The sequence below is a fragment of the Nocardia sp. NBC_01499 genome (genome assembly GCF_045040275.1).
Classification (GTDB): domain Bacteria; phylum Actinomycetota; class Actinomycetes; order Mycobacteriales; family Mycobacteriaceae; genus Nocardia.
Genome location: NZ_CP109426.1, coordinates 3779084 through 3805525, shown reverse-complemented (window position 1 = coordinate 3805525; position 26442 = coordinate 3779084). Strand labels below are relative to the sequence as shown.

Genomic DNA, 26442 nt, shown 5'->3' with positions numbered 1-26442 from the left:
GAAAGGGGGTGATGAGAAATGCTCAATTACGTCGTCGACGTCCTGAAATTGCTCAGCGTGGTCCTTCCGCTGTTGCTGCCGCTGCTCGGACTGTAACCCGCAGTGCCAGAACGGGGTTCGTGGAAACCCCGTGGGGCCGAGCATCGCGACGGCGGTCGCGAGTCAGCCCATATCCGAACCTTCGTTTCCACGGATTACCCGTGAACCCAACCTCTTTGGAGAATCTTGTGCCTAGTTCCGATGATTCGCATGGCCTCGCCGGGCGCATCCTTACCGATGTCCAGGCTTTGGTGGCGCGTCTGGCGACCTTGCGAGCCGACGCCAATGTGCTGTCCAACCTGGCCCAGGGCGTCGCTATGACGGTAGCTGACGCCGTGCCGGCTCCGACAACCCCCGCTGGCACCGCCAAGGCCGCGGCGACGGTCGGCCATGCACCGGAAGCGGCGTAATGGCAACCTATCCCGCACCGGGGGAATTCCCCGACTTCGAGCAGTTCATGGTCGATCTGTTCACCCCGATCGCCACCACCGTCACCACGTTGCCGGCGGACCTACAGTCCAAGCTGCCGTTGATCTGGGTGCGTACGACCGGCGGGACGCTCGACATCAACGCGATCACCTATAAGGCCAAAGTCAGTGTGGTGGCCTTCGGCACCACTCGTGCCCAGGCGCAACAGCTTTCGGTGCAGATCCGCACCGCGATGCTCGCCGCTCCGGTCAGCCGTATCAACGGTGTGCTCGTCGATTACACCGAGGAGATCGCGGCTGAGGAGCCGAAGTTCCATCCGCCGATCCTGCGGCGCAGCCGCGGCCTGTCGGAGGTGCCTGATCTCGACCCGCTCAATCAAATGGTCGAGATCGCTTTCGCTGTCGAAGCCCGCCAGCAGTAGCGCCAAACCTGCCCCCTGACTGGGCTTTTCACCGGCACCACTCGGTGCCGGTTCCTGTTAACCGTGCCCGCACCCGCGGGCGCTCGAATGGAGACACATGCCTGCCACCAATCTCACCGCGCTGAAGAACGCGCAGCGGTCGCTGCTGCTCAAGCCGCTGGACGCGGCCGTTTTCATCGCACCGCACTACACCCCGGCCCCGTCGGCGCTGACCGACGCCACCGGCGCGCTGCAGACGCTGCCGCCGGCCTACCAGCCCGTCGGCCTGATCGACAAGAAGACCGGTGTGGCCTTCGCCCGCGGCATCACCGCCGCCCCGATCGAGTCCTACGGTGAACTGCAGCCGGTGCGCAACGACGTCACCAGCGACATCACCACCATCGAGTTCCAGCCGCAGCAGACCAACGCGCTGACCCTGCAGCTGACCACCAGCACCAACATGGCTCGGGTCAAGGCGGCGGCCGACTCCGGTGAAGTGTTCTTCGCCCAGCCCGCCTCCGAAGAGATCACCTACTACTCGGCGATCATCATCGGCAAGGACGGCAACGACGCCAACCCGATCTATGTCTACAAGGTGCTGCCGAAGATCGCGGTCAGCAAGTTCGGTGGCGAGCAGTGGAACCCGACCGAGGTGCTTGCGCAGAAGCTCACCATGGTCGCGTTCAAGGACGACACCGCCGGCTACGCCATCGCGCACGGCTTCGGCGGCAGCGGCTGGAAGAAGATTCTGGCGCAGACCGGTATTGCCACCGCTACGGCGTAACGCCGCCAAACCGTCACTTGACGGTTTCTTGATCTCCCAGGTCCTCGACTTGGGCGTGGGGCGTGTCATGTGTCTCCGGTCATGGCACGCCCCACCACTTCCTTATCCATTCTTGCCGGAGCAGAAAGCGGGTCCACTGTGTCCGCCATCCCCACCGAGTACCCCGTCATCATGACCGACGGTGTCAACGACTACATCGTTTCCAACGCCAGCGAATACGTGAACGCGGTCTTCAAGCTCGGCCACGCCGAGAAGGCCGAAGTCGAAGCTATCGACCGCGCCTCGAATTCGTAGTAGCACAACACAACCCGGAGAAATAGCAATCATGGCATCCACATCAGAAGCGGCCGCTCAGGCCGAGGTCGGCGGTCGTTTCTACGAGCTGCAGCAAGAGCTCGCCCCGCGCCGACGCGCGCACTACCGTCTGACCGACGACATCGCGATCGCACCCGTCACCCGCAGCCAGGTCCTGGCCCTGCGCCAGACCGCCAGCGATGACGAACAGATGGCCATCGTGCTGGGCGACCAGTACGAGGCCGTCGAAAAGCTGTTCGCCGAGCGGCCGCTCGATGAGTGGTTCGCCTTCCAGAAAGACCTCTACGCGCACCTCTTCGGCCAGGGCTCCGCGGAGCTGCCGGGGGGATCGCAGGGCTCGTAGAGTTCTGGGAACGTTTCGGTGCCGCGCTCGACTACGACTTGCTCGAGCGCGGCATCGACATCCGGGACTGCTTCGGGCCCAACATAATTCGCAACCGTGACTGGCGCACCATCTGGGCGTTGAAAGACAGACTGCCGCACGGTTCCCAATACCGCTCGGCGCTGGCGATGGACCGCGAACTCGCCGAACAGATGCTCGCCACTGAACAAGACGAAGCCGACCTCGATCTCTACGAGGAAGCCGACGCCCCCTCCGGGCCTACCCCCGAGGGTTACACCATCGACAGCTACCTGCTGCTGTCGATCATCGACGCACTCCAAGGCGTGCAAGCCGCCGTGATCGCCGCCGCCGGTGGCGATCCGCCCCGGCTCACGCCGATGCCTCGTCCGGTTACCGCGGCCGACATTGTCCGCGACGCGCAGCGGGACGAGTCGATGCAAAACCTCATCGATCAGTTCACCGGATCCACTTGGGAGGATGAATGATCTATTCCGCAACTTTGCCGGCCCAAGCCGCCGGCGGAGCCGATACCACCACCCTGGCCGGGATCTACTCGCCCGCCTTCTACAGCGGCGACACCGTGACCGACGTCCAACTCGTCGCACCGCCGGGTTACGCCACGGTCACCGGCGCCGCAACCAACAACGCCACCATCAGCGTTCGGCAACTCCGTAACGGCGTTGTGGTGCAAACCTTTGCGAGGCTCACACTCGCCCAGGGCATTGTGCTGGCCGCCGCGATGCCGGTCACCATCCCGCTGGCCGCGCAACCCGTACTCCGTGCTGGCGACGTCCTCGACGTGCAGTTGCATCAGAACGGAACAGGCCAGGCGATCGGCCCCGGCTTGTTCCTATCGATCTTCGTCAGCTGAGGACACGGCTCAGTTGCCGTGGCAAATATATGAATTGATGGTTAATCAATGGACGCCAATAGTAAAAGTCGATTCCGCTTATCGGCGCTCCCCGAGCCTGAGGTAGCGGCTCCGGGCGCCTTGGATCAAATGATCGCGAACACAACGGAATCCATGCGGGTCAACTTCGAAAGATTCTTGCCTCGGCACGCGGGCCATCCCGCGGACAATCCGACCAAGGTACCGGCTTACGCGGCCGGTGGCGATGTGAAAGGGCCGGGTTCGTCGATCGGCGACAAGATTCCCGCGTACCTGTCCGATGGTGAGTTCGTGATGAACGCGCGGTCGACGTCGGTGAACCGCCCGTTCTTGCAAGCGTTGAACGCCGACCCCTTTTTCTTACAGAAGATGCTGGCTGCGCGTTCGCCGGGCAATGAATCCGGTGGTGGGGGTGGCTCCGGCCGGCCAGCGCCCGGTGGGCAGTCGGCGACGGTGAATATCTCGATGTCGAGCAGTGAAGACATCGTTGGAAGATTGAAAGTTCTGGCAGCGCAATGGGAATTGTCTCACTAGTCGCTGCGGCAATTATATGGATTGAGGTGAATTTGTGGCGTCTAATGCTGCGATGATCACGGTGGTCGGAGTCGATGGTTCGCAATGGACGATCGCCGGTCAGGGTAGTGGTCGTGAGGGTGTGGAGTTGGCTACGTCGCCGACCGGGTTGTATGACGCTCCGGTGACGACGATCTGGAATCAGTCGGCGTTTCAAGCTGGTTCGTCGTTCGGTGGCTACCGGACGAACAAGCGCGATGTTGTCTTCGCGGTGAATGTTTTTCAGACCGCGGGCCGTTCGTGGGAGTCGGTGGACTCGGCGTGGCGTAAGGCGTGGGCCTATGACCGTGACGCGACCCTGACGATTACCACCGATTTCGGTACCCGCTCGCTGAAGCTGCGGATGTCGGAACAGCCGGACTTCAAGCCGGACAAGGATCCGCATCTGAAGTCCATCGGCAAGGTCGTGATGACCTGCACCGCGGGCAATCCGTGGTGGGTCGAGTCGGATGTGACCGGCACGTGGACCTCCACGATCGACACCGGTGGTGCTGGCAAGAGCCAGTCCGGCACCATCACCATCGCCAATCCGACTGACCAGCCGATGTGGTTGAAGTGGGTGTGCTCGGCGCCGGGCAAGTGGACGTTGCCTGACTTCTCTTGGGGGGCGGTCGATCGTGACGCCACGCGCGTGATCACCTTGCCGCAGACCGCTGCCGGGAAGGATTTGACGGTCGACACCGATCCGATGGAAGAGATGATCGTCGCGCAGGACAGCTCGCAGATGTGGGCGTTGATGAACGGTGTCAGCTTTCTGTACCCGGTGCCGCCTTACACCCCGGCCACCTCGGTGCCGGTTTCGGTGACCGGTGCGCCTTCGGGTGCGTCGGTGCTTGTGGTGCAGCCGCGTAACTGGTCGCGTCCGTGGGGGCTGCAGTGACTTCCGTGCTGGATCTGCCCGCGATCTATGCGGATGCGCAGGCCGCCAAGACAACTCGTAAGGAGCAGCGGTTCTCGCGGCCGGTGATCCGGCTGTGGGACGGCGACTGGAATCTGCGCGGCGTTTGTGGCGCGGAGATCAGCGCTGACTTCCGTTGGATCCTCAACCAGGCCGGTACCGGCCTGCTGGTGCTGCCGTATGACTACTACCTGGCGAAGTGGGCAGTAGACATCAACAGCCGTACCAAGAAGAACGTGCACATCACCGTCGATAAGGACGGCGCGCGGTGGGACGGACGTCTGGAGAAAGCGGTCATCAAGACCGACGCGCACGGTGTCACCACCGTCGAGTTGCTGTTCATGCACTCGTACCAGGATCTCAAGCACATCTATTGCTGGTCGAATCCGTTTCTGCCGGAACAGGTGCAGATTCCGCGGCAGTTCCTGCTCGCGGGGCCCGGCGTCTGGGTGCTCAAGACCGCATTGCAGCTGAATCTGCTCCGCTTGGAAGGCGGGCTGTGGACATTGCCGGACGATCCGATGGATCCGAGCCAATGGGGCAGCCTCGACCAGTCGAGGTGGAGCGTGGTGGTGAAACCCGGTGATTTCCAGAGTGATACGTCGATGTGGACGATCTTCGGTTCCCGCTTCCAGAACTTCCATGAGGCCGCGGCAGGCACTTTGGAAACGGCGCAGTTGGCGGTCGTCACCCGGCGGTGGCTGCAGGGTGACCCGGAACCGTGGCCTGGCGCGAATTTACGGCACGGCTGCCTGGTGGTCGACATCGTCGACAAGTCCGGATTCTGGACTGGCACCAGCACCGGCGGCGATATGTGGACTGGCTTGGAGCGCACCAGGCAGGTGTTCGACAAGAACAACCTCGACTACACCCCGGACGTGCTCCCGGATCGGAATGCGCCTGAGCTGTACAAGAATCCGGGCTGGATGGGCACGCTTCCGTCCAACCCGTGGGTGGTCTATCGGCAGAACGAGAACACCGGCATCCAGACGTCACAGTTCGTGGTCAACCCGGCCTCGGCCGTGCAGGTGCTCACCGGCGGCCATTCGATGCCCGGTGTGAACGAGGCGATCTCCTCGGCGATCCAGGTCGTCGGAATGCTGGTCGCCGGTGCGCTCGGCGAGATTCCGCTCGGTGGTTCGTTCGCCGGTGGCGTGGTAAACGCCGCTACCGCTGTGGCGAACACCATCGCGACGGCGTTGTTGTCCGACACTCTGCTGGCGTGGCAGAAACACCGATCGCCGCGGCGGGCGCTGGCTGCGGGCTGGTCGCACTACCACGAGCATTTCGAGAACAGCTCCGACCGGGCCTACACCCTCGGCGCGTTGCTCACGCTGGGTGAGGGCATGTGGAAGACCCGACAGCATTTCACCCATAAGTTCACCGTTGCCAACGGCGAACCGTATTTGATCGGCGATCAGGGCCAGGGCCACTTCTTTCTCGGCGACCGTGTCGGCTCCACCGTCAAGGGCATGCCGGACGGTTCGATCTATGTCGACCAGGTCACCGAACTCGAACTGGCCTGGTCGCGGACCGCGAGCCCGGCCTGGCAGGTCACGGTCGGTTCCGATCGCGACCACGATATGCCCTTCGCCAAGTCCATGCGCATTGTTGCCGACATCGTCGACGACATCCACGCACTCGCCGTCCAGATGTAGTCCGACCTGGGCGGACCCACCAGAACCTCTCTAATCTCCGGAGTGAACATGTCCATCCCTTTGCACGAGCAGTGCAATCCCGACGACCCCCATGAAGCGTTCGTGTGGGCGCTCGTCGGCCTTCCAGGGCCGCAGAACTCGCCGCTGCTGGTACACCCCGATGTGCTACGGCAGTGGTCGAAACACCTGTGGGACCTCGGGTTTCGGCACTGCACCGACGAGCAGACCAAGGAGTATCACCCGCCGGCGCGCGGTGTCACGCACTGGCTCAACGGTGCGGGTCAGTGGGCGGCGAAGGGCGCCCCGCGTGCGCCGGAGACCTCCGCGCCCGACGTCACCGAACTGACTCAGGAAGAGCGTGCCCACCTGGTCGAGCAGCTGCGCGAATCGGGTGAGCTGAAGCATCTGGTAGATCCGCGCGAACTCGACCTCAACTACGCGAAAATCGGTGCCGCTGAGGAACAGTCGGCCGAGGTCGGCGAATGACAAGCCCGGACAGGAACATTCCTGCTGGCGCGTACACAGGGGGGTCGATTCGTAACCTCCAGAGAGTCACGTGGGAGTCGGCGCGGGCGTCGATCCTGTCCAGCGTCGCGGAATCCTTCGCTGGCGTCGAGACCATCGGCACGAATATGAACGCGGCGAACGACCGGGCACTCGCCGCGGCGAATCGGGCACAGGTTGGGGCCTCGTCGGCACAGTCCGCGGCGAGCTCGGCGCGGAGCACCTCGACCGCGAATTCGTCAGCGATCGCGGACCTGCAGACCAAGCAGACCCAGGAACAGGTCGGTGGTGCGTCGGCGACCGATAACTTTCAGAACTGGGACCTGACCAAATGGACTGTGACCAAATGGGTTTCGGGCGGGGATGTGGTTTCCGACATAGTCGTTGTCGACGACCAGGCCGGTATATCCAAGAGCGGAAACACCGGCAGCGGTGCTGATCTCGCGTTGCGCAAGACCTCCATGATGACCGACGACCAGTCGGTATCGGTGGTGTTGGGCCGCCCCAATCAGGCAGACACGTACACCGGAAGCGGGATCCTCATCCGAGCGGCCGCGGACCTGTCGACCTTCGTCATCGCGCAGGTCGGCACGGGGCGAATTCTGCTCCAGCGCGCCACCCTTGCCGGTGGCGCCCTGAATATCACGACCTGGGCCGAAAAGACCGGTCTGGCTCTCGGCGCCGGCGACACCGTCACGGTTACCGCGTCGGGCCAGTCCTACGAGGTGCTGGTCAACGGTGTCGGCCGACTCAACTATCGAGACGCCGCGGCCAGTTCTCCAGTGGGCGCCAACAATCGGTGGGTCGGTTTCTACAGCGGCTGCAACGCCACCGCGTCCGGGGACGGTTCGAAATCCTTCTGGTTCGGGTTCGACCTCGACTCGTTCACCGCGGCGGACACGACATCACCGTCGGTCGTCGGAACGGGTTGGTCGCTGTGCCGCCAAAACACCGCGACGGTGGCCCAGAGCGCGGGATCGGCCCGTTTCGGCACCATTTTCGATACCGCCCTCCAGGTGAACAATGTCAATGTCCTCGACCTTCCGTCCGGTCTTGTTCAAATCACGAAGTCCGGCTGGTATGTGATGAACGTCAGCGCCCGTTGGGCGAAATCGTGCGGAACGGGTACCAACTACAACGTCTCCCTGTGGACTGCGCCAAGCCCGGACGGGCAGTGGAAACTCGTCCGCAGCGGTGGCGAAACAGAAGGCGCAACCATCAAGCAGCCCGCGAGTACCTTCGTCGTGTTCGCTGCGGCTGGGAGTGTTTGGGCCCCAGGCTATTACATCGCCGCGGCGAACGACATGTCCGGTGACGCCTCGGGTATGTACACCTACTTCGACGGCACGCTGTGCTCCTATTCGTGAGCACGCGGCCACCTGATCTCACCGCGGAACCTCGCACCAGCAGGGTGCGCCGGTACCGCCTCCTGCGCCGTGCTGGCGCACTCAATTACCAAGGGAGTTCTTATGGCGGGGAATGCTGGGGCCTTTGTTGCCCGTAACGCGAAAGCGGTGGTGTCGCTGATCGGCGGCACCATCACTGTCCTGGCGGCGTCAATCGCACTGCTGCAGTACGCGCCGAGCCCTGTCGCGGGTCTCGGTGCTGGCCTGCTCGTAGCTCTGGAAGTACTGCGCACCATCAACGTGTGGCTCGTCAGGAACGAGCCGGTGCTCGAGGCCACCGCGGACGCGGCGTCTGAACTTGTCGAGTCCATCACCGATGCTTTCGGCGCTCGAGGCGCCAAAGTCCAAGCGGCTGAGGCTATTTTGCCGGATGGTCCTCGATGACAAGCCTCGGAAACCAGCCTGACGCGGCTGGGTCCGGAAGGCCCTGATGGCACTACTCGAAACAACCCTCATCAGCGTGGCCACCTTTCTCGGCGGCTCCGGCGCCACCACCTTCTACTCCTGGCTACGAGACCGGAAAGTCCTTCCGGCACAGAACCTTCGCCTCGAAGTGTCCGCCGCCAAACAGGTCAATGACATCGCGTTGGCGACATTGTCGCGGGTGTCGGAAGAACTGCGGGTCGTCTCGTTACGACTCGACGGAGTGGAGGTCGCGCAAGCAGCGTCCATGCAGGAACTCGACCGCGTCACCGGACTATTCCGTGAGGCGCTCGCCGTGCTGCGCGGCGTGATCGAAGCGGCCCAACACGGCCGTATCCCGGAACTGAACCTCTCCAGAGAACTCATGGACGAGGTCGAACACAGCAGAGGAAACCTATGACAACAGCGCTCGATCCCGGATACCTCGGATACCAGCCGAAGATCGAACCACTCAAACTCACCACCGGCGCCAGCTTCGTGCAAACCATCGAAGCCTCCGGTGGAGCTGGATTCCCGCCAGGGACAACAGTTTCCATCGTGCTCACCGCCGCTGGTGGCGCGCCGCTCGGCACCTGGGCGGCCACCGTAACCCCGACCACGGCCAGCTGGACCGTGCCGGCCGTGACCTGTGACCCCATCCCGACGAACTCGCGGTACACGATGCTGGTCACCTACCCGACTTCCCCGGTGACCACCTACGCCTGGTACGTCGGCTCCGTGATCCGCAACTGATCCCGTTCCGTCGTAGTCGACGAAATCACATTCAACACAACAACTTCCAAGGAGAATAACCATGGCTATCGCAGTTACCTCGACCAAGAACGCCCTGTGCGCCGCTTACGCCAACATCGCCTCCACCGTCTATGTTTCCGTCCACACCGCCGACCCGGGCACCACCGGTACCAATGAGGCTTCCGGTGGTTCGCCCGCATACGCCCGCGTCGCGACCAGTTGGAGTGCTCCGGCCAATGGTCAGATCTCCGGCAGCCAGGTCACGGTCAACCTGCCCGCCGGGACCTACACCCACGCCGGACTGTGGAGCGCGCCGACCGGCGGCACCTTCATCGACAAGGTCGCCATCGCCTCCACCACCCTCGGTGCGCAGGGCACCCTGCTCATCACCCCAACCTTCGCCATGAGCTGACCGGCACTCCGGTGTCGAAACATATTCGCTCACAATCGAATCGGAGGCCGCTATGACAGCGCCCGCGCAGGTGTTCGCGGCAATGCCGCCGACCCCGCCGACATCGGTGCCCTCGGTCCCGGCGATGCCGACGATGCTGGTCGACGCACCGCGACCACCCCGCAGCTCGACCGATGGATCCCGGATCCCGTACGTCCCGCCGTTCGTCTACGCCACGTTCGCCGGCTCCGCCACACAGTCTGTGACACTGAGACCTTCAGCTACCGCGACGGCCGTGGCAGGTGCGGATGGTGCGTTGAGCGCGGTCGCGTCGGCTCTGCGGCAATGGAGCGCGCCCGTGTTCGGTGACAAGGGGACCGCGACCGCGCGGGTGCGGGTCGGCAAGGGCGGTCGTGTCATCGTCGCGGCGTCGTTCCGCGCGGACAGTCGCGCGACGACCGGCAATGCGGTCTTCTCCGCCGCGGCCAACCTTTCGGCCGCGATCGTTCCGGCGCCGACGGCGTCCGCCGCGTTCGGCACCACCGGTGTGTCCGCGACAACGCGTTTCGGTCCGATCGCTATGGCCGCCACCGGCACCGGGACGTTCTCGATGGCCGTGGCACCGCCGTTCAGTCCCTCGGGTATGAGCAAGGGCGGTGACCAGAGACTCACCGGGAATTGGCTAGACATCACCGGCTGGTACGCCGACACCGCGAGCTACCCGGGTTCGACGGTCGACGGTGACGCGCTGCTCGCCCAAGGGACCGCGCTCGACGTGGTCGTGTCGGCGAGCATCCCGTATCGAATCGCCAACGGTTTCGGCAGTCCCCGTCAGGCCGTGCAACTGGTCGTCAACGGCGTGGTCGTCGCCACCGGTAGCGACGCGACCGGCTGGTCGGGAACGATGACCGCGACGGCCACCACCCGGATCGAGGCAGGCGATCGGGTGACGGTTCAGGGTTATTCCACCCACCGTGCCGCCGTGCTCGACGGCCCCGCAACTCAGGTACGGATCGCGCGGGCCTGGTAGTAGCGGGACTGCTATTCAGCTGAGACGCCGGGCCCGCGCGGCCAGCGGATGTCGAAGCCAATTCCTGTGGCTTCCAGCGCAGTTGGAGCAGTGTTCAACACTATGTGCCGCGCTCAACCCTCGGGATTGAGCGCGGCACATTTCTTATTTCTCGGCTCGCCATAGGCCGGCCGTTCATTCTTTGCGCGCGATGCCGGGCCGAATTGCTCGCTGCGGCAATGCCTTTGCGCGCCACATAGCTTGCAGCATTCGAGTCGGTTTCGACGCGCCTGAAACTCGAGGGAGGCGATGAGCCGTGGGAGATATCTACGGACTGCCTGATACCAATGGCCGCAAAGAGGGGGATACGTGGACCACGACGTTACCCGGTGAGCGAATCGTAACGAACACCATTCCCAAGGGCAACGGTAATCAGACTGTCGATCAGGTCATTACCAATCCGGATGGTAGCACCACGAATTCGCGTGTTGTCGGTAACGGGGAGGGTGGTTGGCAGCGGTGGAACGATGATTCCACGGGTACGTCCTCGTATGCCGGGAAAGACAACCAGGACAGCACAGTCTACGGCCAGCACTTCAACCCGGGCTCATCGACGAGTGGCCGACCGAGTCATGAGTTCGGGATGTCGTCCGATTACAAGACGACGAGCACCGCTTCCTATGACAGCGACGGGAACCGGGTCGGCACCGATATCGGTGTCGCGAACAAGAACGGCCTCTACGACAACGTTCACGTCGACAACTATGGCAACAAAACAATCTCCGCCACGACCCGAGACGAAAAGGGCGGGCTCGTCAGCACATTCACGGGCCAGATCGATAGTGACGGGTATGGCTGGAAAAAGACTTCCGACGGGACGCACTGGAATGTATCTCCTGATAGTCGGGGTAAGCCGGTACTGACGCGGACTGAGGAGTCCCCTGATGGTGTCCACCATTTCCGTTTGGACGAGACGGGCAAGCTTACCGACGAATTTCGCGGTAACAAGCCGGGACTGTGGTATCGAGACACCATCAATCCTGAGGATAACTCAATTACTCGACTCGATGTCAACCTCGGGGTCACCGTCTACAACAGTGACGGCAGCATACGAAGTCGCCAGAAGCCGGACGATAAGCGGACTGGATTCGAAAAGGTTGTAGAAACCACCGGAGAATTTCTCCACGGATCGGGACGGTTCCTATTTGGAATGACGGACCTTGGCGCGGCATACAACGCGGTTAGTCCGTTATGGGGCCAGAATGATGCAGCGGTTACCGCAGACGATGTCCTAGGGGAAACCGTCGAATCGTTCAAACCCCTGTTTACAGGCGATGGTCATGAGCGGTGGCAAACTCTCCAGGCTCTGGCTGCCGGGACCAACACCGATGAATACGCAGACGATAGCACGGTCTCCACAACCAAAGCTGTGCTTACTGCGGCGACATTCTTCCTTCCCGGTCCAAAGGGGTTAGGTGCCCTCGGTCGCCGTGGTCGACTCGGCGAAGGGGTACTTATACGCCAAATGGTCGAGGCGGGTGCGACCGAGGCTGAAGTCTTGGCTGCGCTGAGAGAGGCCAGGGCCGCGCAGCAAGCGTTGGATGATGTTGCTGGAAAGAACCGTCGCGGTGACGGTAGCGGCGAGCGCCTGACACCGGATGAGGTCCTTGCGGCGATCGAGAATTCTCGCCACTCCGCCGAAGTTCCCGATGGGTATCGGCCAGAGGAGGGGACAGCGAGGAAGCTCGACTCACCTAATGGGCACCGTAATTCTCCGGGACCCGATAGTCCGAGAGCTTCCAGCCCGGCAGATTCGCGTATGCCGAGCGGACTGAACGATGCTGAGAAGAACCGTTGGCTGTACGACAGGACTGCGCCGGCGGACACGTCGAATATGACCAAGGTGGGCGATCCTGGCGTCTCCCCGTGGTCTCTGAAGGAACGATCTCTCGGGGGGCTCCGATCAGGTGCTCGCGGATTCATTGGTGAGGCATTTTCCCGAGCCAAGCTGAGGCTCGAAGGCTATGAGATCCTCGCTGAGAATCAATCGATTAGCGTTCCTGATGGGAACGGCGGCCACGTGACTGTCAAGCCGGACTTTATTGCAATCGATCCGAAGACCAATCGGATCGTCTTCGTTGAGGCAAAGTTCGGCAACGATCCGACATTTCGGCCCAACCAGCTCAAAGGCTATCCTGGAATCAACGCTGGCGACACCAGTATTCTGGATCTCGGACTTCCGAAGGAGCTGCGTGACAAAATAGTCTCCAGGATGGAAAATGAAAACCATCCGCTCGACAGCGACATTATCTCCGGGATTGATACTCATGCCTGGAATGTCGATCATATGCCGACACCTGAGATTATCAGAGAGGCGCAGCGGGATTTTGAGGCGGACTATTTCGAGCTCAACACCTCGAAAAGATCTCTGGGAACGTCGGCGAATCAAACAAAATCTTTTCTGGGTGATTTGGTAGATGAGCTCAACAAGGAGGGTGCGGATCCGAGGCTTCCGCCAGCCCTTCCTGAAAAGTGGTCGAAGCCGAATGGTGGACTTTCCGCGCTAGGGACGGGTGCGCTGGCCGCTCTTGGCTTGGAGCTCCTTCTGCCGGATGAAGAATCGAACGACTCCGATTTCGATCGGCCCTCTGTGCCTTGGCAAGCCGACCTGGTGCAATCGATGGCGTCAGACCTCGCGGCCGTTGCTGCCACCGCAGTGCCCCTACCGGACCTCATGCACACGGCTCCGGTACGAAATGCTGTCCCTGCCGATCAGCGTCTCGAATTTAATATTGCGATACCGTCCGCTGAAACGGGCACCCATAGCGCAAACGAGATCGCCGCATTTCTGTCAAATGTGGTACATATACGTTGAGCATCATCCATGAGGTGACGTCTAGATATGGGAAATCGGAGTGTAGGATGGGGTATGGCGTTCATACGCTGACATTAAAGTATTGCGCGATCGCTGCTAAGTCAAACGAAAGGAATAATGTGGATGTCTGCCGGAGTGGAACGCCTAAAGCAAGCTATGATCTCCGACCTTTCGGGTCGAATGGCCTTCCTGGGCTTCGGGGAAACCCGTCCGGCTGTAGGTGTGGATGGGGTTCAATTCGTCAGAACCGACAGTGACATCCCATTAGCGTTTAGTGTTGTCGAGGTGAGGTTCGAACGCCATTCGCGAGGCGGAATTCAGGTCTCTTCCTGGGCCAAAATAGAATCTTCCAGCGTTCTGGAGATTCACAGTACCTTGCCTTCTTCTGCATTGCTGAGAGACGGCGAATCGCTTCGCGACTTCGTTGATCGCATAGATTTTGATAGCTTGGTTGACCCGGTTGATCCGATGTCATTACGTCCTATACTGGATGAAGGTGGCGTTGGGATCAGGGGTGAGTGGATCGAGAACGCTGTCGCAGGCGGGGTAGCGGAATGGTTTGATAAGCGCGATTCCCTGGAAAGTTTGATAGAACTAGCTAAATTTGTGCCCGAAGGTGGCGGCTCGCGCAAGGTTTCACCAGGGCGTCTCCGTGGCACTGTGCTATTGTGCCTGGCTAATGGAATGCCTGATATTGCAGCCTCTCTGATGGATTGGTACGTCTCGCTTAATGGTTACAATGTCCTCGACTCGCGGGAGCGGATCGCTTCATTCGATGAGGCCTTGAAGTCTAAATTTCCGCGGTATGCGGACTTGAGAAGGTAGTAGTTGACCGGCACTGCTGACTACAGTGCTGTTTGGAGATGAGGAGGGCGATGAGTCCGGAGAACGTGCGCGAGGCTTTGGTCTTGGCTGCGGGGGTGCTGGTCCCTGACCAACCGTCAGTGGGAGAGGGCATTCGGGCTGTTACGGATGGAGATCCGCGGAGCGCCTTGATCCGCATGTTGACGGAGCGGGGGGCTGTGGCTGTGTTCGATTGGGAGGAGGATCCCAAGCAGATTCGATCCTTGCTGGAGGCACTCCCTTCATACCCGGCAAATCTCTCGTGGGGTTGGTACGACAGATACGAGTTGGAAGTAGATGACCTCGACCAATCTGAGGTTGTCGAACGGTTTCTGGAAGTTGTTGGTGAGCGCTGTAGTCGCGTGGGAGGGGTTCTTCTTTCCATCGATACGGGCGGCGACGACTACGCGGTGATGTTTATGGTTGCTGAGGACTACACCAGGTTGTCAGCGCTCCGCGTCGGTGGTTTTGAAGCAGTCCGATTGGGTCAGTGGTCCGGAATCGACGACGACATAGTCGACTAGCAGGCGACCAACACACGTTGCTTGACGGTGGTTCAGGTCGATCCGGGTCCTGGTGCACTGGCGACGAGTTGGTGTGTGGTGGGCATGATTACGCTGCTGAGGCTGGGGACAGCGAAAGGCGGTGCCGCCCGACCCGAAAATCGAGCGGCACCGATCTCGAGATCGTCTAGCAGCCAGGCCTCGGGTCGTAGCCCGGGCGGCACTGGTACTGGTACCAGGTCGGCTCGTCGGAGGCCGGGATCGATCCGCCGATGGCCGCGCCGATTCCGGCGCCCGCCAGTGCGCCCAGAAGCATTCCCGCCGGAATCGTGATGATCGCGAGCACGCCGAAACCGATCAATCCGAACATGCCGATAAAGGTCCCCGCGAGAAACCCGAGGGTTCCGCCGATACCGGCTCCCTCCTCGATGTTGAGTTGGCGCTGCGAAAGGAACCGGTCGATCGGCTTCGCGGTCAGGCGGGTGCCGGTCTGGTCAACGCTCGAGGCGAGGTCGACTGTCTGCTCGTCGGTAGCGAACCTGGACGGGATTTCACCGATGCGAGCACCGGAGCTGTCAGACACTGTGAATCCCGTGGGGGTGGCAGTGAACCGTCCGCCGTTCAGGGTGACAACGACGTCCGCCGAGTCGGCGGACCGCGAAATCGTAAAGGCGACACCGTGATCGGTTCCTTGCAGAGCTACCGGCTCCGGATCCCCTTGCGGCAGTGCCCGCGGCCCGGCGTGGGCAGTACCGGCGGCAATCCCGGTGGCCGCCACGGTAAGCGCGGCCGTCACCAGGAACTTCTTGATATGCATGTTTGCTTTTCCCTCCCAGACGCAAAAGGGCTTGCGTCGGAAAGCAACCTAGCAGCACTCACCGGGACGTCTGCTGCCGCTGGCGGAGCCTCCAGTCGTCATGACCGGCATGCGGACGAAAGCCTCGGGCATGCTGTTCTGCGCGAGATAGCAGAGGAGACAGGGCTTACCAAGCATTGCGGCAAGCAGCCGGAGCAGGACACGGCTCGCCTCATCGCACCGGTCGCGATGGAGTGAGAACCTAGATCGCCTGGCAGACGCTGCCGGCATTGATGCCGGTGCCGACGGTGACCATTACACTTTTGTAGTCGTTGCTCTGCGTGATCCGGATCTCGTGGGTGCCGACCGTGGTCGGCGTCCACCGCGCCACCTGCGTGGTTTGACCGCCCGGCGTGACGGCGAACCGCAAGCCGTTGTCGTAGAAACTCATGGCCTCGGGATCAGTGCCGTTGGCGACCACGCTGTAGGTGCAACCGGTGCCGTAACCGGTGCCGATGACGCCGCTGGCGATCACGACCTGAACGCCGATGTCGGCGGACGCGGCGGGAGCGCTCCAGGCCACACCGACAACGGCCAGTGCGATCGTGACCGATAGAGAGCTACGCATATTTCGCATCGAGTACCGACTCCTCTGGATTGGTGACAGAACGCCAATCATGCTGCCAGACAATGCCCCTGGACCGATGCCCATACTTCTGACGGCTCGCGGGCCCTGGTGCGATGGTCCAGCCGCCGGGCACCGCGGCGAACTCCGGCCGTAGTGACCGCCGGCCGCGGCGATCGACGATGTCGGCCAATCGGCAGCTGATAGGACTTGCTGTCGGAGGGTGCCGATACATTGACCGCCGAAGTTGATCATCACCATCGAGCCTGGCTCGGTATCAAAAGGAGTTCCCGTGAACGCCCCCACCGGCTTTGCCAACGTTGTCTACCCAGCTGCGGATCTGGAGGCGAGCGTTGCGGCTTTCACCGGAATGCTCGGCGCCGCGCCCGTCTTCCGCACCGAGGACTATGCGATGTACGCAATCGGTATCGCGCTGTCGTCCAAGCCGTGGGTGCGCCAGCCGCTGCCGTTCTGGACAGTGGTCGACATCGTGGCGACCCACGCCGCGATGGTGGCTCTCGGTGCCACGGCGCTGGGCGAAATCGCCGACGGGTCGCTCGCCGAGATCGGTTCTGCGCCTGTCGTCAACGGCGATCCCGTGACCGGCATCGTCGATATGCCCGGAAACCGTCTGGCAGTGCTCAAAGCCATCGACGGGAACCTGATCGCCCTCAATCAGCCGGTTGGCTGGTAACTGTTGTCCGGCACCGTGCTTGGCGGCCTCGAAAAGCGTCTCGTTGTCACGGGATCGCGGTGCCTCGAGCATCGCGGCCAAGACGCCTGAGAGTGACCCGAAGTGGTATCGCAGGAGGGTGTGGCTGGTCTCGGCCCTGACGGCGACTCACGCAGCGACACCTCCGGTGCGGGCAGGTCTGCATCGAAGGCGTCGAGAAGTCGAGCCAGGAGACGCTCGCGTGCGCCGCCTTTCGTTCCGTGCTTGACAGGATCACCCCCGCAGTTCATCTATTGGAAAAGAGAGGTTGCGGCGCTGTGTTGCTTCACACACGGTCGCAAGTCAGCTCGCAACGGCGGAGGGAACAACTCGTGGGACGTTTGCAGGTAGTCGGCGCGACGGTCGTCGACGGGTCGGGTCGCGACCCCGTCGACGTCGACGTCACCATCGAAGACGGGCGTATCACTCGGCTCGGCGCCGCCAGCGCGCCCGGCGAGCGTCTCGATGCCGGGGGACTGACGATGACGCCCGGCCTGATCGACGCGCATGTTCACCTGGGCTTATCGAGCCCGATCCAGCCGCAGTTCTCGTTTCAGCTCAGTGCCGCCGAGATCGCGGCAGACATCTTCGCCACGGCGGGCGCAACACTCGATGCCGGTTTCACGACCGTGCGAGACACCGGCGGGATCGATGGCGGCGTCGTAACCACGATCGCAAAGGGCAAGGTCAGGGGGCCGCGCGTGCTGTCGTGCGGACCTGTTCAGTGCCAGACCGGTGGACACGGCTACTACGGAGCCGACTGGGAACCCACCGAGCTATGGAACAGCCACCACATTCCGGGTCTGTGCGCCCTGTCGATGATGTCGGGCAACGCAGACGAACTGCGGGGCAACGTGCGCGAGGCCTTCCGGCGCGGAGCCTCCTTCCTGAAGCTTTGTGTGACCGGCGGAGTGGTCAGCGCGCACGACCAGCTGACCGACACCCAGTTCACCGTGGAAGAGATCGCCGTCGCTGTGCAAGAAGCTGCGGCACGGCGCACCTATGTGACGGTGCACGCCCACAACAACGAAGGCATTCGAAACGCGGTCGAGGCCGGGGTGCGCTGTGTCGAGCACGGCACCGACCTCGACGAGGACACGGCCACCCTGATGGTCACTCGCGAGGTTGCCCTGGTGCCCACGTTCGCCGTCGTTGAGCAACTGCTGCGGGACACCGCTGGCGCCGGCCTCGGCGAGTCGACCCGCGATCGTGTGTTGGGTGTTCGTGAGCGGATGGCCGAGGCGCTTGCTGTCGCCAAGGCGGCCGGAGTGCGGATCGGGCTGGGTTCCGATCTCATCGGTCCCGCTCAGGGCCGTCGAGGCGACGAGCTCAGGTTGCGCGCCGAGCTCGAGACGCCGATGGAGGCTCTTGTGGCGGCCACGAAGACCAACGCCGAGATCCTCGGCCTATCCAGTCAGGTGGGGCTGATCGCTCCCGGCATGCAGGCAGATCTCGTGCTCTGGAACGGCAACCCGCTCGAAAATCCGAGCCTCTTCGCCGACCCCGCCAACGCCGTCCTGGTCGTCCAGGCCGGACGCGTCGTGAAGGATTTGCGATGAGCGCCTGACGGCGTCGCTCATCGTCACCCAGCGCGATCCCATGCAACAGATCCAGCCCTACATCTAAGTCGGCGTCGGCTACGCAGGCGAGGAAGCGTCGCGGGGTCGGGGATCTTCTGGGCGGGCTCTCGTAATTCAGAACAGCATGTCGCTCGAAGGCGGCGGCGTGGGCGGGGTCCGCGTGCGTGCGAGCTCGTCGTTGCCGACGACATCCTCGACCGCGTCGATCCGGTCCTGAATCACCTCGGCGCGGGCAACCAGCTCGATGCTGTCGGGCCCGGTGAGGCTCTCGGCGTTGAGCTTCTCGTACACGCAGGAGAGCGCGGACCGTAAGTTCTCGAGCTCGGTGCCTGATTCCACGAGAGCTCACCCTACGGACCGCAACCCTCCTGGGCGTGCTACCCCGCCGCTGACCTGCGTTGCACTGGAGTCCAGCCACCGCAGATACCACTGTGCAAAGCCGAGCCGGATGCCGGGCCTGGCGGCGGTCCGGACCGGCGGACGGGCGACGTCACGCAAGGGCGCCGAGCGGCGGGTGCTCGAGCACCCGGGGCTTGTACTCGACCAGCTGGATGTGATGTCGGCGCAAGACGGCAGCTACAAGGTAGATGTGTTCGTCAACGTCAGTTCCACGAACGCGCAGAGCCCAGACGGTGCGCAGACCACGGTGACCTACAACGTCACTCTCGATGAGAACTCGGGCTGGAAGATCACCGACGTCGGCGGAGTAGGCGGCGCGCTGCCGCTGAAATGACAACAGCGGCAGTGCGGTTCGTCATCGAGGGCTGGTGTCGTACCGATAGAAACCCTCGCCGGTGGCGACACCGAGTTTGCCTTGGTCGATGTAGTTGTCTTTCAACCACTTCGCCAGCTGCTGCTGATGATCGGTGCCGTTGGCGAGGATGTTGTAAGGGGTGTTCAGGCCGACGATGTCGAGCATCTGGCACGGGCCCGCAGGCATGTCCGTGACGATCTTCCAGGTCGCGTCGACCGTCGCCGCGTCGGCGTAGCCGTCGCCGACTAGTTCGATCGCACCCACCAGGAAGGGCCCGAGCAGCGAGTTGAGGATGTAGCCTGCCTTTTCCTTGTGGATCTCGACCGGGACCATCCCGATGGTGGCGGCGAAATCGACGACGGCCCGGAAGACCTCGGGGGCGGTGTGTGTGGTGCCCATGACCTCGGCGATATTGCGCTTCCAGATCTCGTTGGCGAAGTGCAGTGCGAGGAATTTGTCCGGCCGCCCGGTGAAGCCGACGATCGCGCTGGGGAGCAGGGTGGAGGAGTTGGTGGCGAAGATGGTCCGTTCGGGCGCGATCGTGCTCAGCAGTTCGTAGGTGTGCTGTTTGATCGAGAGAACCTCCGGTATGGCCTCGATAACCAGGTCGGCCTCGCGTACGGCCGCGCCTATATTTGTTGTCAAAGTGATTGCGGCCGCGACATTTTCGGCCTTTCCGTCGTGTGCTCCCGGCACTTCGTCGCGGTAGATGGTCGCGAGCCCGGTGAAACGGTCGCGGGCGGCGGCCAGGGCGTCTTCGGTGATGTCGTAGGCGGTCACGTCGAATCCGCTGAACGCGGTTTGGTAGGCGATCTGTGAGCCGAGTACGCCGGTGCCGAGCACGGTCACCTTGCGGATGTTGATGGTCATTGCGTTTCTCCTTGTCGATCAGGCGTGCCGATCGGGTAGCGCCCTGGCAAGCTCGCCGATGATCCGGTGCCATTGGCGGCGGCCGGAAGCGGGTTCGATAACATGTACAGTACGGTGTACGTTATAGATGCGGAAGAAGAGGGTGGCGAATGCAACAGGAGTCCGCTGGGGAACCCCGGCGCCGCGCGTCCCGCAACAGCCTCAACCCGGGTGTGATCGTGACCGCGGCGCTCGCTCTGCTCGGCGACCAGGGCGTCGAGGCGTTCAGCATGCGGTCGCTGGCCGCCCGGCTCGACGTCCGGCCGATGGCGCTCTACACCCACTTCCGCAGTAAGGACGAGCTGTTCGACGCGGTCCGCGACCAACTGCTCGAGCTGACACCGCCCACGACAGCGGGCGGCTGGGAAGACCAGATCCGAGCCATCGCCCACCGCCTGCGCGCGCGGATACTGCAGTACCCATTCCTGATCACGCTGATGCTGACCCGCCCGCTGTCGGGCCGGGAAACCGCGGACTCGGCCGAGCTGATCCTGCGCTCGCTGCGCGATGCCGGATTCGATCGGGAAACCACCACCCGCGCCCACGTCACCCTGCTCACGCACGTCCTCGGCGCCACAAGCTGGGAAACCCAGTGGGCTGCCCAACACCCAGATCCCGGTCAGCCAAGCATGTTCGACGCCCTACCGCGATCCCGTTATCCCACCCTGGCCGAGCTGGCGCCCGAAATGCGCCTGACCGCAGGCGGTCCTGCCCAATTCGACTTCGGACTCGACCTGCTCCTCGACGGCCTGCGGCACAAACTGCCGGACGACCCCGAGGCCCATTAGGGCTGCTAACCCGGAATTCCTAGCCGGGGTACTACGGATCGGTTCGGCGACCACTGATGAGGAGGGGATGACCGCCGAACCGGTCCTGCAGCAGGTCAGTGCTTTACAAGGTGACGCTGACCAACTCCCGTGGTGCCGCGGTATGCACCGAACCGTCCGCCGCGTTGTGTCCGACCAGCGGCAGTGCGGGTTCGCGTGGCGTCGGCGCGGCGGTCTGCTCGGTGCGCGGCAGCGGAGCGAGTACCTGCTGCAGTGACGCGATCAGCGCTGCGGTGGGTGTCGTCTGAGGAATGCCGTCGAGCAGTTGGGTGCCAGTCTGCATAGCTCCGCCGGTGCAGTCGCGATCGGGGCCGAACTGGTCCTGCCCGGCTCTCAGCGCCGAAATGATGTACTCCACTACCGGATTGGCGTTCGTCTGCACCGTGTTGTTGTTGATATTGATGTTGATGATCGGTACCACCACGATCAGCACGATCGGGATGATGAACAGCAGCGGCACCACGACCACCATGGGCAGCGCCAGCGCCGCCAGTGCGAGGGCCACGATCGGCACTGCCACCGCGACCAGGCCGGCCAGCGCGAAACCGCCGACTGCGAACGCCGTGACCGCGGCGGCTGCCGCGCCCAAGACGAACGCGCCGAACACCGGAATGCCGATCATCGCTACCGCAAGCGCCAGCGCGGCGATCAGAATCGGAATGCCGCCTGCCAGCAGCGGCCCGCCGACGACAACCGCCGTCAGGAACGCGGCGCCGGCCGCGATAACCGTGCCGACCACCGCCGCACCCGCGGCCAACGCGGCCAACGTGGCCAGCGCGGCAAGGGCGACCGCGACCATCGCCAGCAGACCCACTATGAGGGGCACACCGATCGCGGCGGCAACAGCACCGAACAGCACCGCAGCGCCGACCACTGCGGCGCCGACCGCGAGACCACCGATCAGCAACGCGCCCAACACAATCGGCGTGCCGATCACCACGGCCGCCACCGCGAGCGCGGCCACGATCGCGGTAGCGACGGCGCCGATGGCCAGCGACCCGCCGATGGCCACCGCAGCAGCCGCCAGCGCGCCGAAGATAAGCGCCCCCAGCACGATCGCTCCGCCGACCGTCGCGGCCGCCGCAGCCAATGCGGCCAACAACGGCGGTCCGCCGATAATGACGGCCGCGGTCGCGAGTGCACCGAGCGCCAATAGTCCAAGGACGATCGGCCCGCCGATGACAACCGCCGCGGCGAGCGCGGCCAGCAGCGCCGGTCCGCCGATCACGACCGCCCCGACAGCCAACGCGAGCAGGCCCAACGCGATCGGTCCGCCGATGACGACTGCGCCGACCGCGAGTGCGCCAAGTGCCAGTAGGCCCAAGATAATTGGTGCGCCGACGACCAGCGCGCCGAGCGCGAGCGCACCCAGTCCCAACAGGACTGGTCCGCCGATCACTACTGCGCCGACCGCGAGTGCTGCGAGCGCCAGTAGGCCGAGGGCGATTGGTCCGCCGATGACGATTGCGCCGACGACCAGTGCGCCGAGTGCGAGGGCGCCCAGTCCCAAGAGAATTGGCCCGCCGATCACGACTGCTCCGATCGCGAGTGCGCCGAGTGCGAGGGCGCCCAGTCCCAACAGGATCGGTCCGCCGATGACGACTGCTCCGATCGCGAGGGCCCCGAGTGCAAGTAGGCCCAGCACGATTGGTCCGCCGATGACTACTGCGCCGATGGCGAGGGCCCCGAGTGCGAGTAGGCCCAGCACGATTGGTCCGCCGATGACTACTGCGCCGATGGCGAGTGCGCCAAGTGCGAGTAGGCCCAGCACGATTGGTCCGCCGATGACTACTGCGCCGACGGCGAGTGCGCCAAGTGCCAGCAGCCCCAAGGCGATTGGGACGCCGACGACCAGCGCGCCGAGCGCGAGGGCAGCCAGTCCCAACAGGATCGGTCCACCGACCAGCACCAACACGGGTATTACCGCAAGCAGGGCAGGCGCGAGCAGCATTGCCCCAGCGATCGACAGCAGGATGCCGATGCCGACCGCCAGAATGCCGCCCGCGATTACGGCGACGAGTTCGCCGAGCGTGGGGATGCCGATCAGCAGGATGGCCAGTGCCACGATGCCGACCCCGACCACCGCGACACTCGCCGCTCCGATCACCAGGGCTGCGAAGCCGAGGATCGCGCCGAATATCGGTGTCATCACCAATCCGGCGACCACCGGCGCCAGCGGACCGAAGATCAGGAACGGCAGGCTGAGCACCGCCGCGAAGAGCACGCTGGCAACGGCGAGGATGCCGGTACCGATGGCGAGGACCGGAATCGATGCCACGGCGACGATGACGATGGCAAGAGCGGTGATGGCCCAAGCACCCAAGACCGCGCCGAAGGCAATGACGATGGCCAGGGAGATGACCCCGAATATCAATGCTGCCAGCGGGATGGTGAGCAGCCCGAGGGGTGGGAAGACGAGCATCGGGGCGAAGGCCAGCACGCCTGCACCGAGTGCCGCGGCGATGATCAGTCCGAAGCCGGTGATGGCGAGCGCGCCCCCGATCCCAGCGAGGAACAGCAGGCCGGCGATCGCGGAGCCGACGACATTGAAGAACATGGTCGCCAAGAACGCGCCGAAGATCAACGGTGATAGCAGCACGAATAGTGGTGGGTTGAGCAGAACGAGCCCGATGGTATCGATCCCGAGCACGCCGAAGGCAAGGAACGGGATGGCCACACTCGCCGCCGCGATGGCCGTCGCGGTCAGGCCGGAACAGGCCATGGTCAACGCGACGACGCCGGCCGTCCCGATGAAGGTAGCGACGACGACCGCGAGCGCTACCGCCGCGACCGCGAGACCGCCGCCGATGGCGACGATCAGTCCGAGCGGAATGGTGATCAGCGCCAACGGCGGGAACAGCAGTGTGACCACGAACAGTGCCGCGAGGACCGCGAAAATCACGAGGGCCCCGCCGACGATGACGATGCCGGCGCCCGACACCGCGAGCAGCCCGCCGATCAGCGGTCCGGCGAACAACATGGCCACACCGAAGAACATCGGCAGCGCCGTGAACAGGGCGAAGGACAGCGGTGCCAGCAGCGGTCCGAGGAAGGGGACCAGCAAGATCAGCGCAGCGGTAATCGCGAGACCGACCAGCGGCACGACGTGCTGCACCAGTTCGACGGCCGCGTAGACCGCGGCGATGAAGGCCGCGCCGATGAACCAGGCGAAGATCGCGGCAGCAAGCACGAGCACCCCACCGGCCAGACCGAGCACTGTCGCGCCGATGACGAACGGCGCGGCCAGGATGATCAGCGGGAGGGTGATCGGCAGCGTCACGACGGTCAGCACGATGCCGATGACCAGCAATACCGGCAGCGCGATCAGCGCGGCAACGATGAGCACGGGGATCGCGAGCAGGATCAGGACGGCGATGATCGGCAGCGCGAGGACGGCCAGCGGCAACAACGCGAGCGCCGGGATCATGAACAGCCCGGTGTGGTTGAGCGCGAGGCCGGCCACGTTCCGCAGGTCCTTGCGCACCGTCGACAACAGGTCGGCGGCGGTCGGTCCGGTCAGCATGGACAGGAACTCCCGGACCGGATCCGGCGCACGCAGCACCGTGCCGAGTGCATCGATCAGTGGCACACCGATGTCGAGGACTTCGGGCGATATCGATCGGATGAATTCCCCTATCGGGGCAGGCATTCCGTTGCCATCGGCGAACGAGGTCAGCAGATCCCGCAGGCCCGCACCAGGATTCGGTCCGCTGATCGGGAATCCGAAGGCTTCGGCGGCCTGGGTGATCAGGTCGTCGATGGCGTCGCCGCCCGGTTTACGCAGGCCCGCACCGGCCATTTCGGTTGCGCTCGTGACGAATCCGAGCAGATCGTTGATCGGCTGGCGCAGTGGTCCGGTCGGGAAGGCGGTGTCGGCGAAGTTCGCGATCTGGCTGAGATCGAGCCCGGATCCGGTGATCTGGGCGATGGTGGCGGCGATATCGGACACCGGCTGCGCCACCGGCCCGAGGAGATCGGCGACGGCGGATGGGGCCGCGGCGGTAGATGTCGACGTGGTGGTCGAAGAGACGGCAGGCGTTGTCGCGGGCTGCGGAGTTCGCTCGACGTTGCTCGCCTGACTGTTCTGAGTGGCGCCCTGCGGGGTGATTCCCGTCGCGGTACCGATCGCCGACAAACCCGAGTCGATCATCGATCGGGTGCCGGGGTCGAGATGTTCGTATGCCGTCGTGCCCAGGGTCGACAGGATGTTGGTGACATCGCCGACGCCGAGCGGGCGGGGCGGGGGTTGGGTCTCGGCCGACGCGTTGGCGCCGGACATCATGACCGTCGCCAGTCCCGCGAATGCCGCGGCCGCGCTCAGTCCGCGCCGGTTGCGACGGGTCACGCGACGGTGCTTTGCTTGGCCACTGGTTGTCTTGATCTGACGTGTCTTCACCCGCATGGTCGAACACCTTTCAATCGATCCCGGCGAACCGGGGTTGGTCGAGTAGCGCTATTGCGGTCCGTTTTCGCCAGGGCCGCATTCGGCTCTAGATATTCCGCCGTTGTTTCCGATGGTCACGCCGACATGGCTGTGCAGAATGCCGACCGGATCTCGGCAGCGGAGGAAGGCGTGCAGATTCTGTCCTGTTCCCGGTTGACAGGAAAGCGTCAGCGCGTTCTGCATCGAGTAATCGGCGACGCAGCCGGGAGGCGGCGGATGCGCCCCCGCGATTCCGGCAAGAGGAATCGCGCCAAGTATGCAGATCGTGGCCGAAGTCCGCGCCAGATGTTTTCGGCATCCGCTGCATTTAGGAGTGCGTGCAGAGCGGGCGTCGGCTGAATGATTTCGACGTTTCTTCACCATTGAGATGGTTGTTCGTGTGGCGTGGACGAGTCAAATGTCGAAGTCGGACAAATCGTCATATGTGCAGTTCAGGGCGTGTATTGAGTAATCGCCAGCATATTTTCGTTACAGTATGGTTAGCTGGTATATGTTGAATTGTGAGGCGGCTCCGTGTTGTGGCATCGTCTCTAAGATTCCGCTGATGAAGTTGAGTGACGAAGCTTGGGTCGGGTGGTTTGAGTGAGAATTGCCTGCGTTGCCTGCCCGCTGTTCTTGCATCTGCAATATCGAATGCGCTTTAAGGTGATTTAATGGGGACACCTCAATGGTATGGGGTCCCTCCATGATCGGAAATTGATACCGGACAATTGCCCGAAGATGCGCACAGAGGTATCCGACAAACAGGCGCCGAAGATGCGTCCGCAGACGGGCTGGCGAA

The 26442-nt window shown here is 63.4% G+C and carries 28 protein-coding genes and 1 pseudogene; 24 read left to right on the top strand and 5 right to left on the bottom strand.

Translation table 11 applies throughout. The features are described from left to right. Positions 1-227 precede the first annotated feature (227 nt). The 20 genes from OG203_RS17540 to OG203_RS17445 all read left to right on the top strand — a co-directional run bounded on the left by OG203_RS17540 (position 228) and on the right by OG203_RS17445 (position 15035). Positions 228-449: a hypothetical protein gene (locus tag OG203_RS17540; protein ID WP_405166726.1), complete on the top strand. Its 222-nt coding sequence runs from the start codon at positions 228-230 to the stop codon at positions 447-449. Then, positions 449-889, top strand: a complete 441-nt coding sequence (locus tag OG203_RS17535; RefSeq protein WP_405166725.1) for a hypothetical protein — start codon at positions 449-451, stop codon at positions 887-889. The genes OG203_RS17540 and OG203_RS17535 overlap by 1 nt, the downstream gene beginning before the upstream one ends. 97 nt (positions 890-986) lie before the next feature. After that, positions 987-1652, top strand: a complete 666-nt coding sequence (locus OG203_RS17530) for a hypothetical protein (protein WP_405166724.1) — start codon at positions 987-989, stop codon at positions 1650-1652. Positions 1653-1823: 171 nt separating this feature from the next. After that, positions 1824-1946 (top strand): hypothetical protein, encoded by a 123-nt coding sequence (locus tag OG203_RS17525; RefSeq protein WP_405166723.1) that lies wholly within the window; start codon positions 1824-1826, stop codon positions 1944-1946. A 31-nt stretch (positions 1947-1977) separates the two neighbouring features. Further along, positions 1978-2310, top strand: a complete 333-nt coding sequence (locus OG203_RS17520) for a hypothetical protein (protein WP_405166722.1) — start codon at positions 1978-1980, stop codon at positions 2308-2310. Between the two features lie 119 nt (positions 2311-2429). Further along, positions 2430-2795 (top strand): hypothetical protein, encoded by a 366-nt coding sequence (locus tag OG203_RS17515; RefSeq protein WP_405166721.1) that lies wholly within the window; start codon positions 2430-2432, stop codon positions 2793-2795. Then, positions 2792-3181: a hypothetical protein gene (locus tag OG203_RS17510; RefSeq protein WP_405166720.1), complete on the top strand. Its 390-nt coding sequence runs from the start codon at positions 2792-2794 to the stop codon at positions 3179-3181. The genes OG203_RS17515 and OG203_RS17510 overlap by 4 nt, the downstream gene beginning before the upstream one ends. A 48-nt stretch (positions 3182-3229) precedes the next feature. Then, on the top strand, positions 3230-3733 hold the full coding sequence (locus OG203_RS17505; protein ID WP_405166719.1) for a hypothetical protein: 504 nt from the start codon (positions 3230-3232) through the stop codon (positions 3731-3733). Between the two features lie 34 nt (positions 3734-3767). Further along, positions 3768-4652: a phage tail protein gene (locus OG203_RS17500; protein WP_405166718.1), complete on the top strand. Its 885-nt coding sequence runs from the start codon at positions 3768-3770 to the stop codon at positions 4650-4652. Continuing rightward, complete coding sequence (locus OG203_RS17495; protein ID WP_405166717.1) at positions 4649-6328, top strand: phage tail protein; 1680 nt, start codon at positions 4649-4651, stop codon at positions 6326-6328. The genes OG203_RS17500 and OG203_RS17495 overlap by 4 nt, the downstream gene beginning before the upstream one ends. A gap of 48 nt (positions 6329-6376) precedes the next feature. Then, positions 6377-6814, top strand: a complete 438-nt coding sequence (locus OG203_RS17490) for a DUF2744 domain-containing protein (protein ID WP_405166716.1) — start codon at positions 6377-6379, stop codon at positions 6812-6814. Then, positions 6811-8199, top strand: coding sequence for a hypothetical protein (locus OG203_RS17485; protein WP_405166715.1), 1389 nt, complete (start codon positions 6811-6813; stop codon positions 8197-8199). Before OG203_RS17490 ends, OG203_RS17485 begins: the two co-directional genes overlap by 4 nt. A 102-nt stretch (positions 8200-8301) precedes the next feature. Further along, a complete protein-coding gene (locus OG203_RS17480) occupies positions 8302-8622 on the top strand; it encodes a hypothetical protein (protein ID WP_405166714.1) in 321 nt (106 codons plus the stop codon). Positions 8623-8668: 46 nt separating this feature from the next. Continuing rightward, positions 8669-9061: a hypothetical protein gene (locus tag OG203_RS17475; RefSeq protein ID WP_405166713.1), complete on the top strand. Its 393-nt coding sequence runs from the start codon at positions 8669-8671 to the stop codon at positions 9059-9061. Further along, positions 9058-9393 carry a hypothetical protein gene (locus OG203_RS17470; RefSeq protein WP_405166712.1) on the top strand — a complete coding sequence of 112 codons (336 nt, stop codon included), beginning with the start codon at positions 9058-9060 and terminating at the stop codon, positions 9391-9393. Before OG203_RS17475 ends, OG203_RS17470 begins: the two co-directional genes overlap by 4 nt. A 61-nt stretch (positions 9394-9454) precedes the next feature. Beyond that, entirely contained in the window at positions 9455-9805 is a 351-nt protein-coding gene (locus OG203_RS17465; protein ID WP_405166711.1) for a hypothetical protein, read from the top strand. 52 nt (positions 9806-9857) lie between these two features. Continuing rightward, on the top strand, positions 9858-10814 hold the full coding sequence (locus tag OG203_RS17460) for a hypothetical protein (protein WP_405166710.1): 957 nt from the start codon (positions 9858-9860) through the stop codon (positions 10812-10814). A gap of 295 nt (positions 10815-11109) precedes the next feature. Further along, on the top strand, positions 11110-13668 hold the full coding sequence (locus OG203_RS17455) for a hypothetical protein (protein ID WP_405166709.1): 2559 nt from the start codon (positions 11110-11112) through the stop codon (positions 13666-13668). 123 nt (positions 13669-13791) lie between these two features. Continuing rightward, positions 13792-14493, top strand: coding sequence for a hypothetical protein (locus OG203_RS17450; RefSeq protein WP_405166708.1), 702 nt, complete (start codon positions 13792-13794; stop codon positions 14491-14493). Between the two features lie 50 nt (positions 14494-14543). After that, positions 14544-15035: a hypothetical protein gene (locus OG203_RS17445; protein ID WP_405166707.1), complete on the top strand. Its 492-nt coding sequence runs from the start codon at positions 14544-14546 to the stop codon at positions 15033-15035. Between the two features lie 166 nt (positions 15036-15201). Here the strand turns inward: OG203_RS17445 and OG203_RS17440 are convergent, their stop codons facing one another. Together OG203_RS17440 and OG203_RS17435 are read right to left on the bottom strand one after the other, a co-directional pair. Further along, entirely contained in the window at positions 15202-15831 is a 630-nt protein-coding gene (locus OG203_RS17440; RefSeq protein WP_405166706.1) for a hypothetical protein, read from the bottom strand. Between the two features lie 241 nt (positions 15832-16072). Further along, positions 16073-16438, bottom strand: coding sequence for a hypothetical protein (locus OG203_RS17435; protein WP_405166705.1), 366 nt, complete (start codon positions 16436-16438; stop codon positions 16073-16075). Positions 16439-16727: 289 nt separating this feature from the next. Here OG203_RS17435 and OG203_RS17430 point away from each other — a divergent pair, with 289 nt between their 5' ends. Beyond that, positions 16728-17129: a VOC family protein gene (locus OG203_RS17430; RefSeq protein ID WP_405166704.1), complete on the top strand. Its 402-nt coding sequence runs from the start codon at positions 16728-16730 to the stop codon at positions 17127-17129. Between the two features lie 239 nt (positions 17130-17368). Further along, positions 17369-18706, top strand: coding sequence for an amidohydrolase family protein (locus OG203_RS17425; RefSeq protein WP_405166703.1), 1338 nt, complete (start codon positions 17369-17371; stop codon positions 18704-18706). Between the two features lie 135 nt (positions 18707-18841). On the opposite strand, the gene OG203_RS17420 is transcribed toward OG203_RS17425, so the two are convergent. Further along, on the bottom strand, positions 18842-19066 hold the full coding sequence (locus OG203_RS17420) for a hypothetical protein (RefSeq protein ID WP_405166702.1): 225 nt from the start codon (positions 19064-19066) through the stop codon (positions 18842-18844). Positions 19067-19280: 214 nt separating this feature from the next. On the opposite strand from OG203_RS17420, the pseudogene OG203_RS17415 reads away from it, so the two are divergent. Next, positions 19281-19460 (top strand): annotated as a pseudogene (locus OG203_RS17415) (hypothetical protein); the annotation flags it as partial. Between the two features lie 21 nt (positions 19461-19481). On the opposite strand, the gene OG203_RS17410 reads toward OG203_RS17415, so the two are convergent. Continuing rightward, positions 19482-20351 carry a 3-hydroxyacyl-CoA dehydrogenase gene (locus OG203_RS17410; protein ID WP_405166701.1) on the bottom strand — a complete coding sequence of 290 codons (870 nt, stop codon included), beginning with the start codon at positions 20349-20351 and terminating at the stop codon, positions 19482-19484. Positions 20352-20500: 149 nt separating this feature from the next. On the opposite strand from OG203_RS17410, the gene OG203_RS17405 reads away from it, so the two are divergent. Continuing rightward, positions 20501-21178, top strand: a complete 678-nt coding sequence (locus OG203_RS17405) for a TetR/AcrR family transcriptional regulator (RefSeq protein ID WP_405166700.1) — start codon at positions 20501-20503, stop codon at positions 21176-21178. A gap of 103 nt (positions 21179-21281) precedes the next feature. On the opposite strand, the gene OG203_RS17400 is transcribed toward OG203_RS17405, so the two are convergent. Further along, the gene (locus OG203_RS17400) at positions 21282-25619 is read right to left on the bottom strand and encodes a hypothetical protein (protein WP_405166699.1); all 4338 of its coding nucleotides are present in this window, start codon (positions 25617-25619) and stop codon (positions 21282-21284) included. Positions 25620-26442 lie beyond the last annotated feature (823 nt).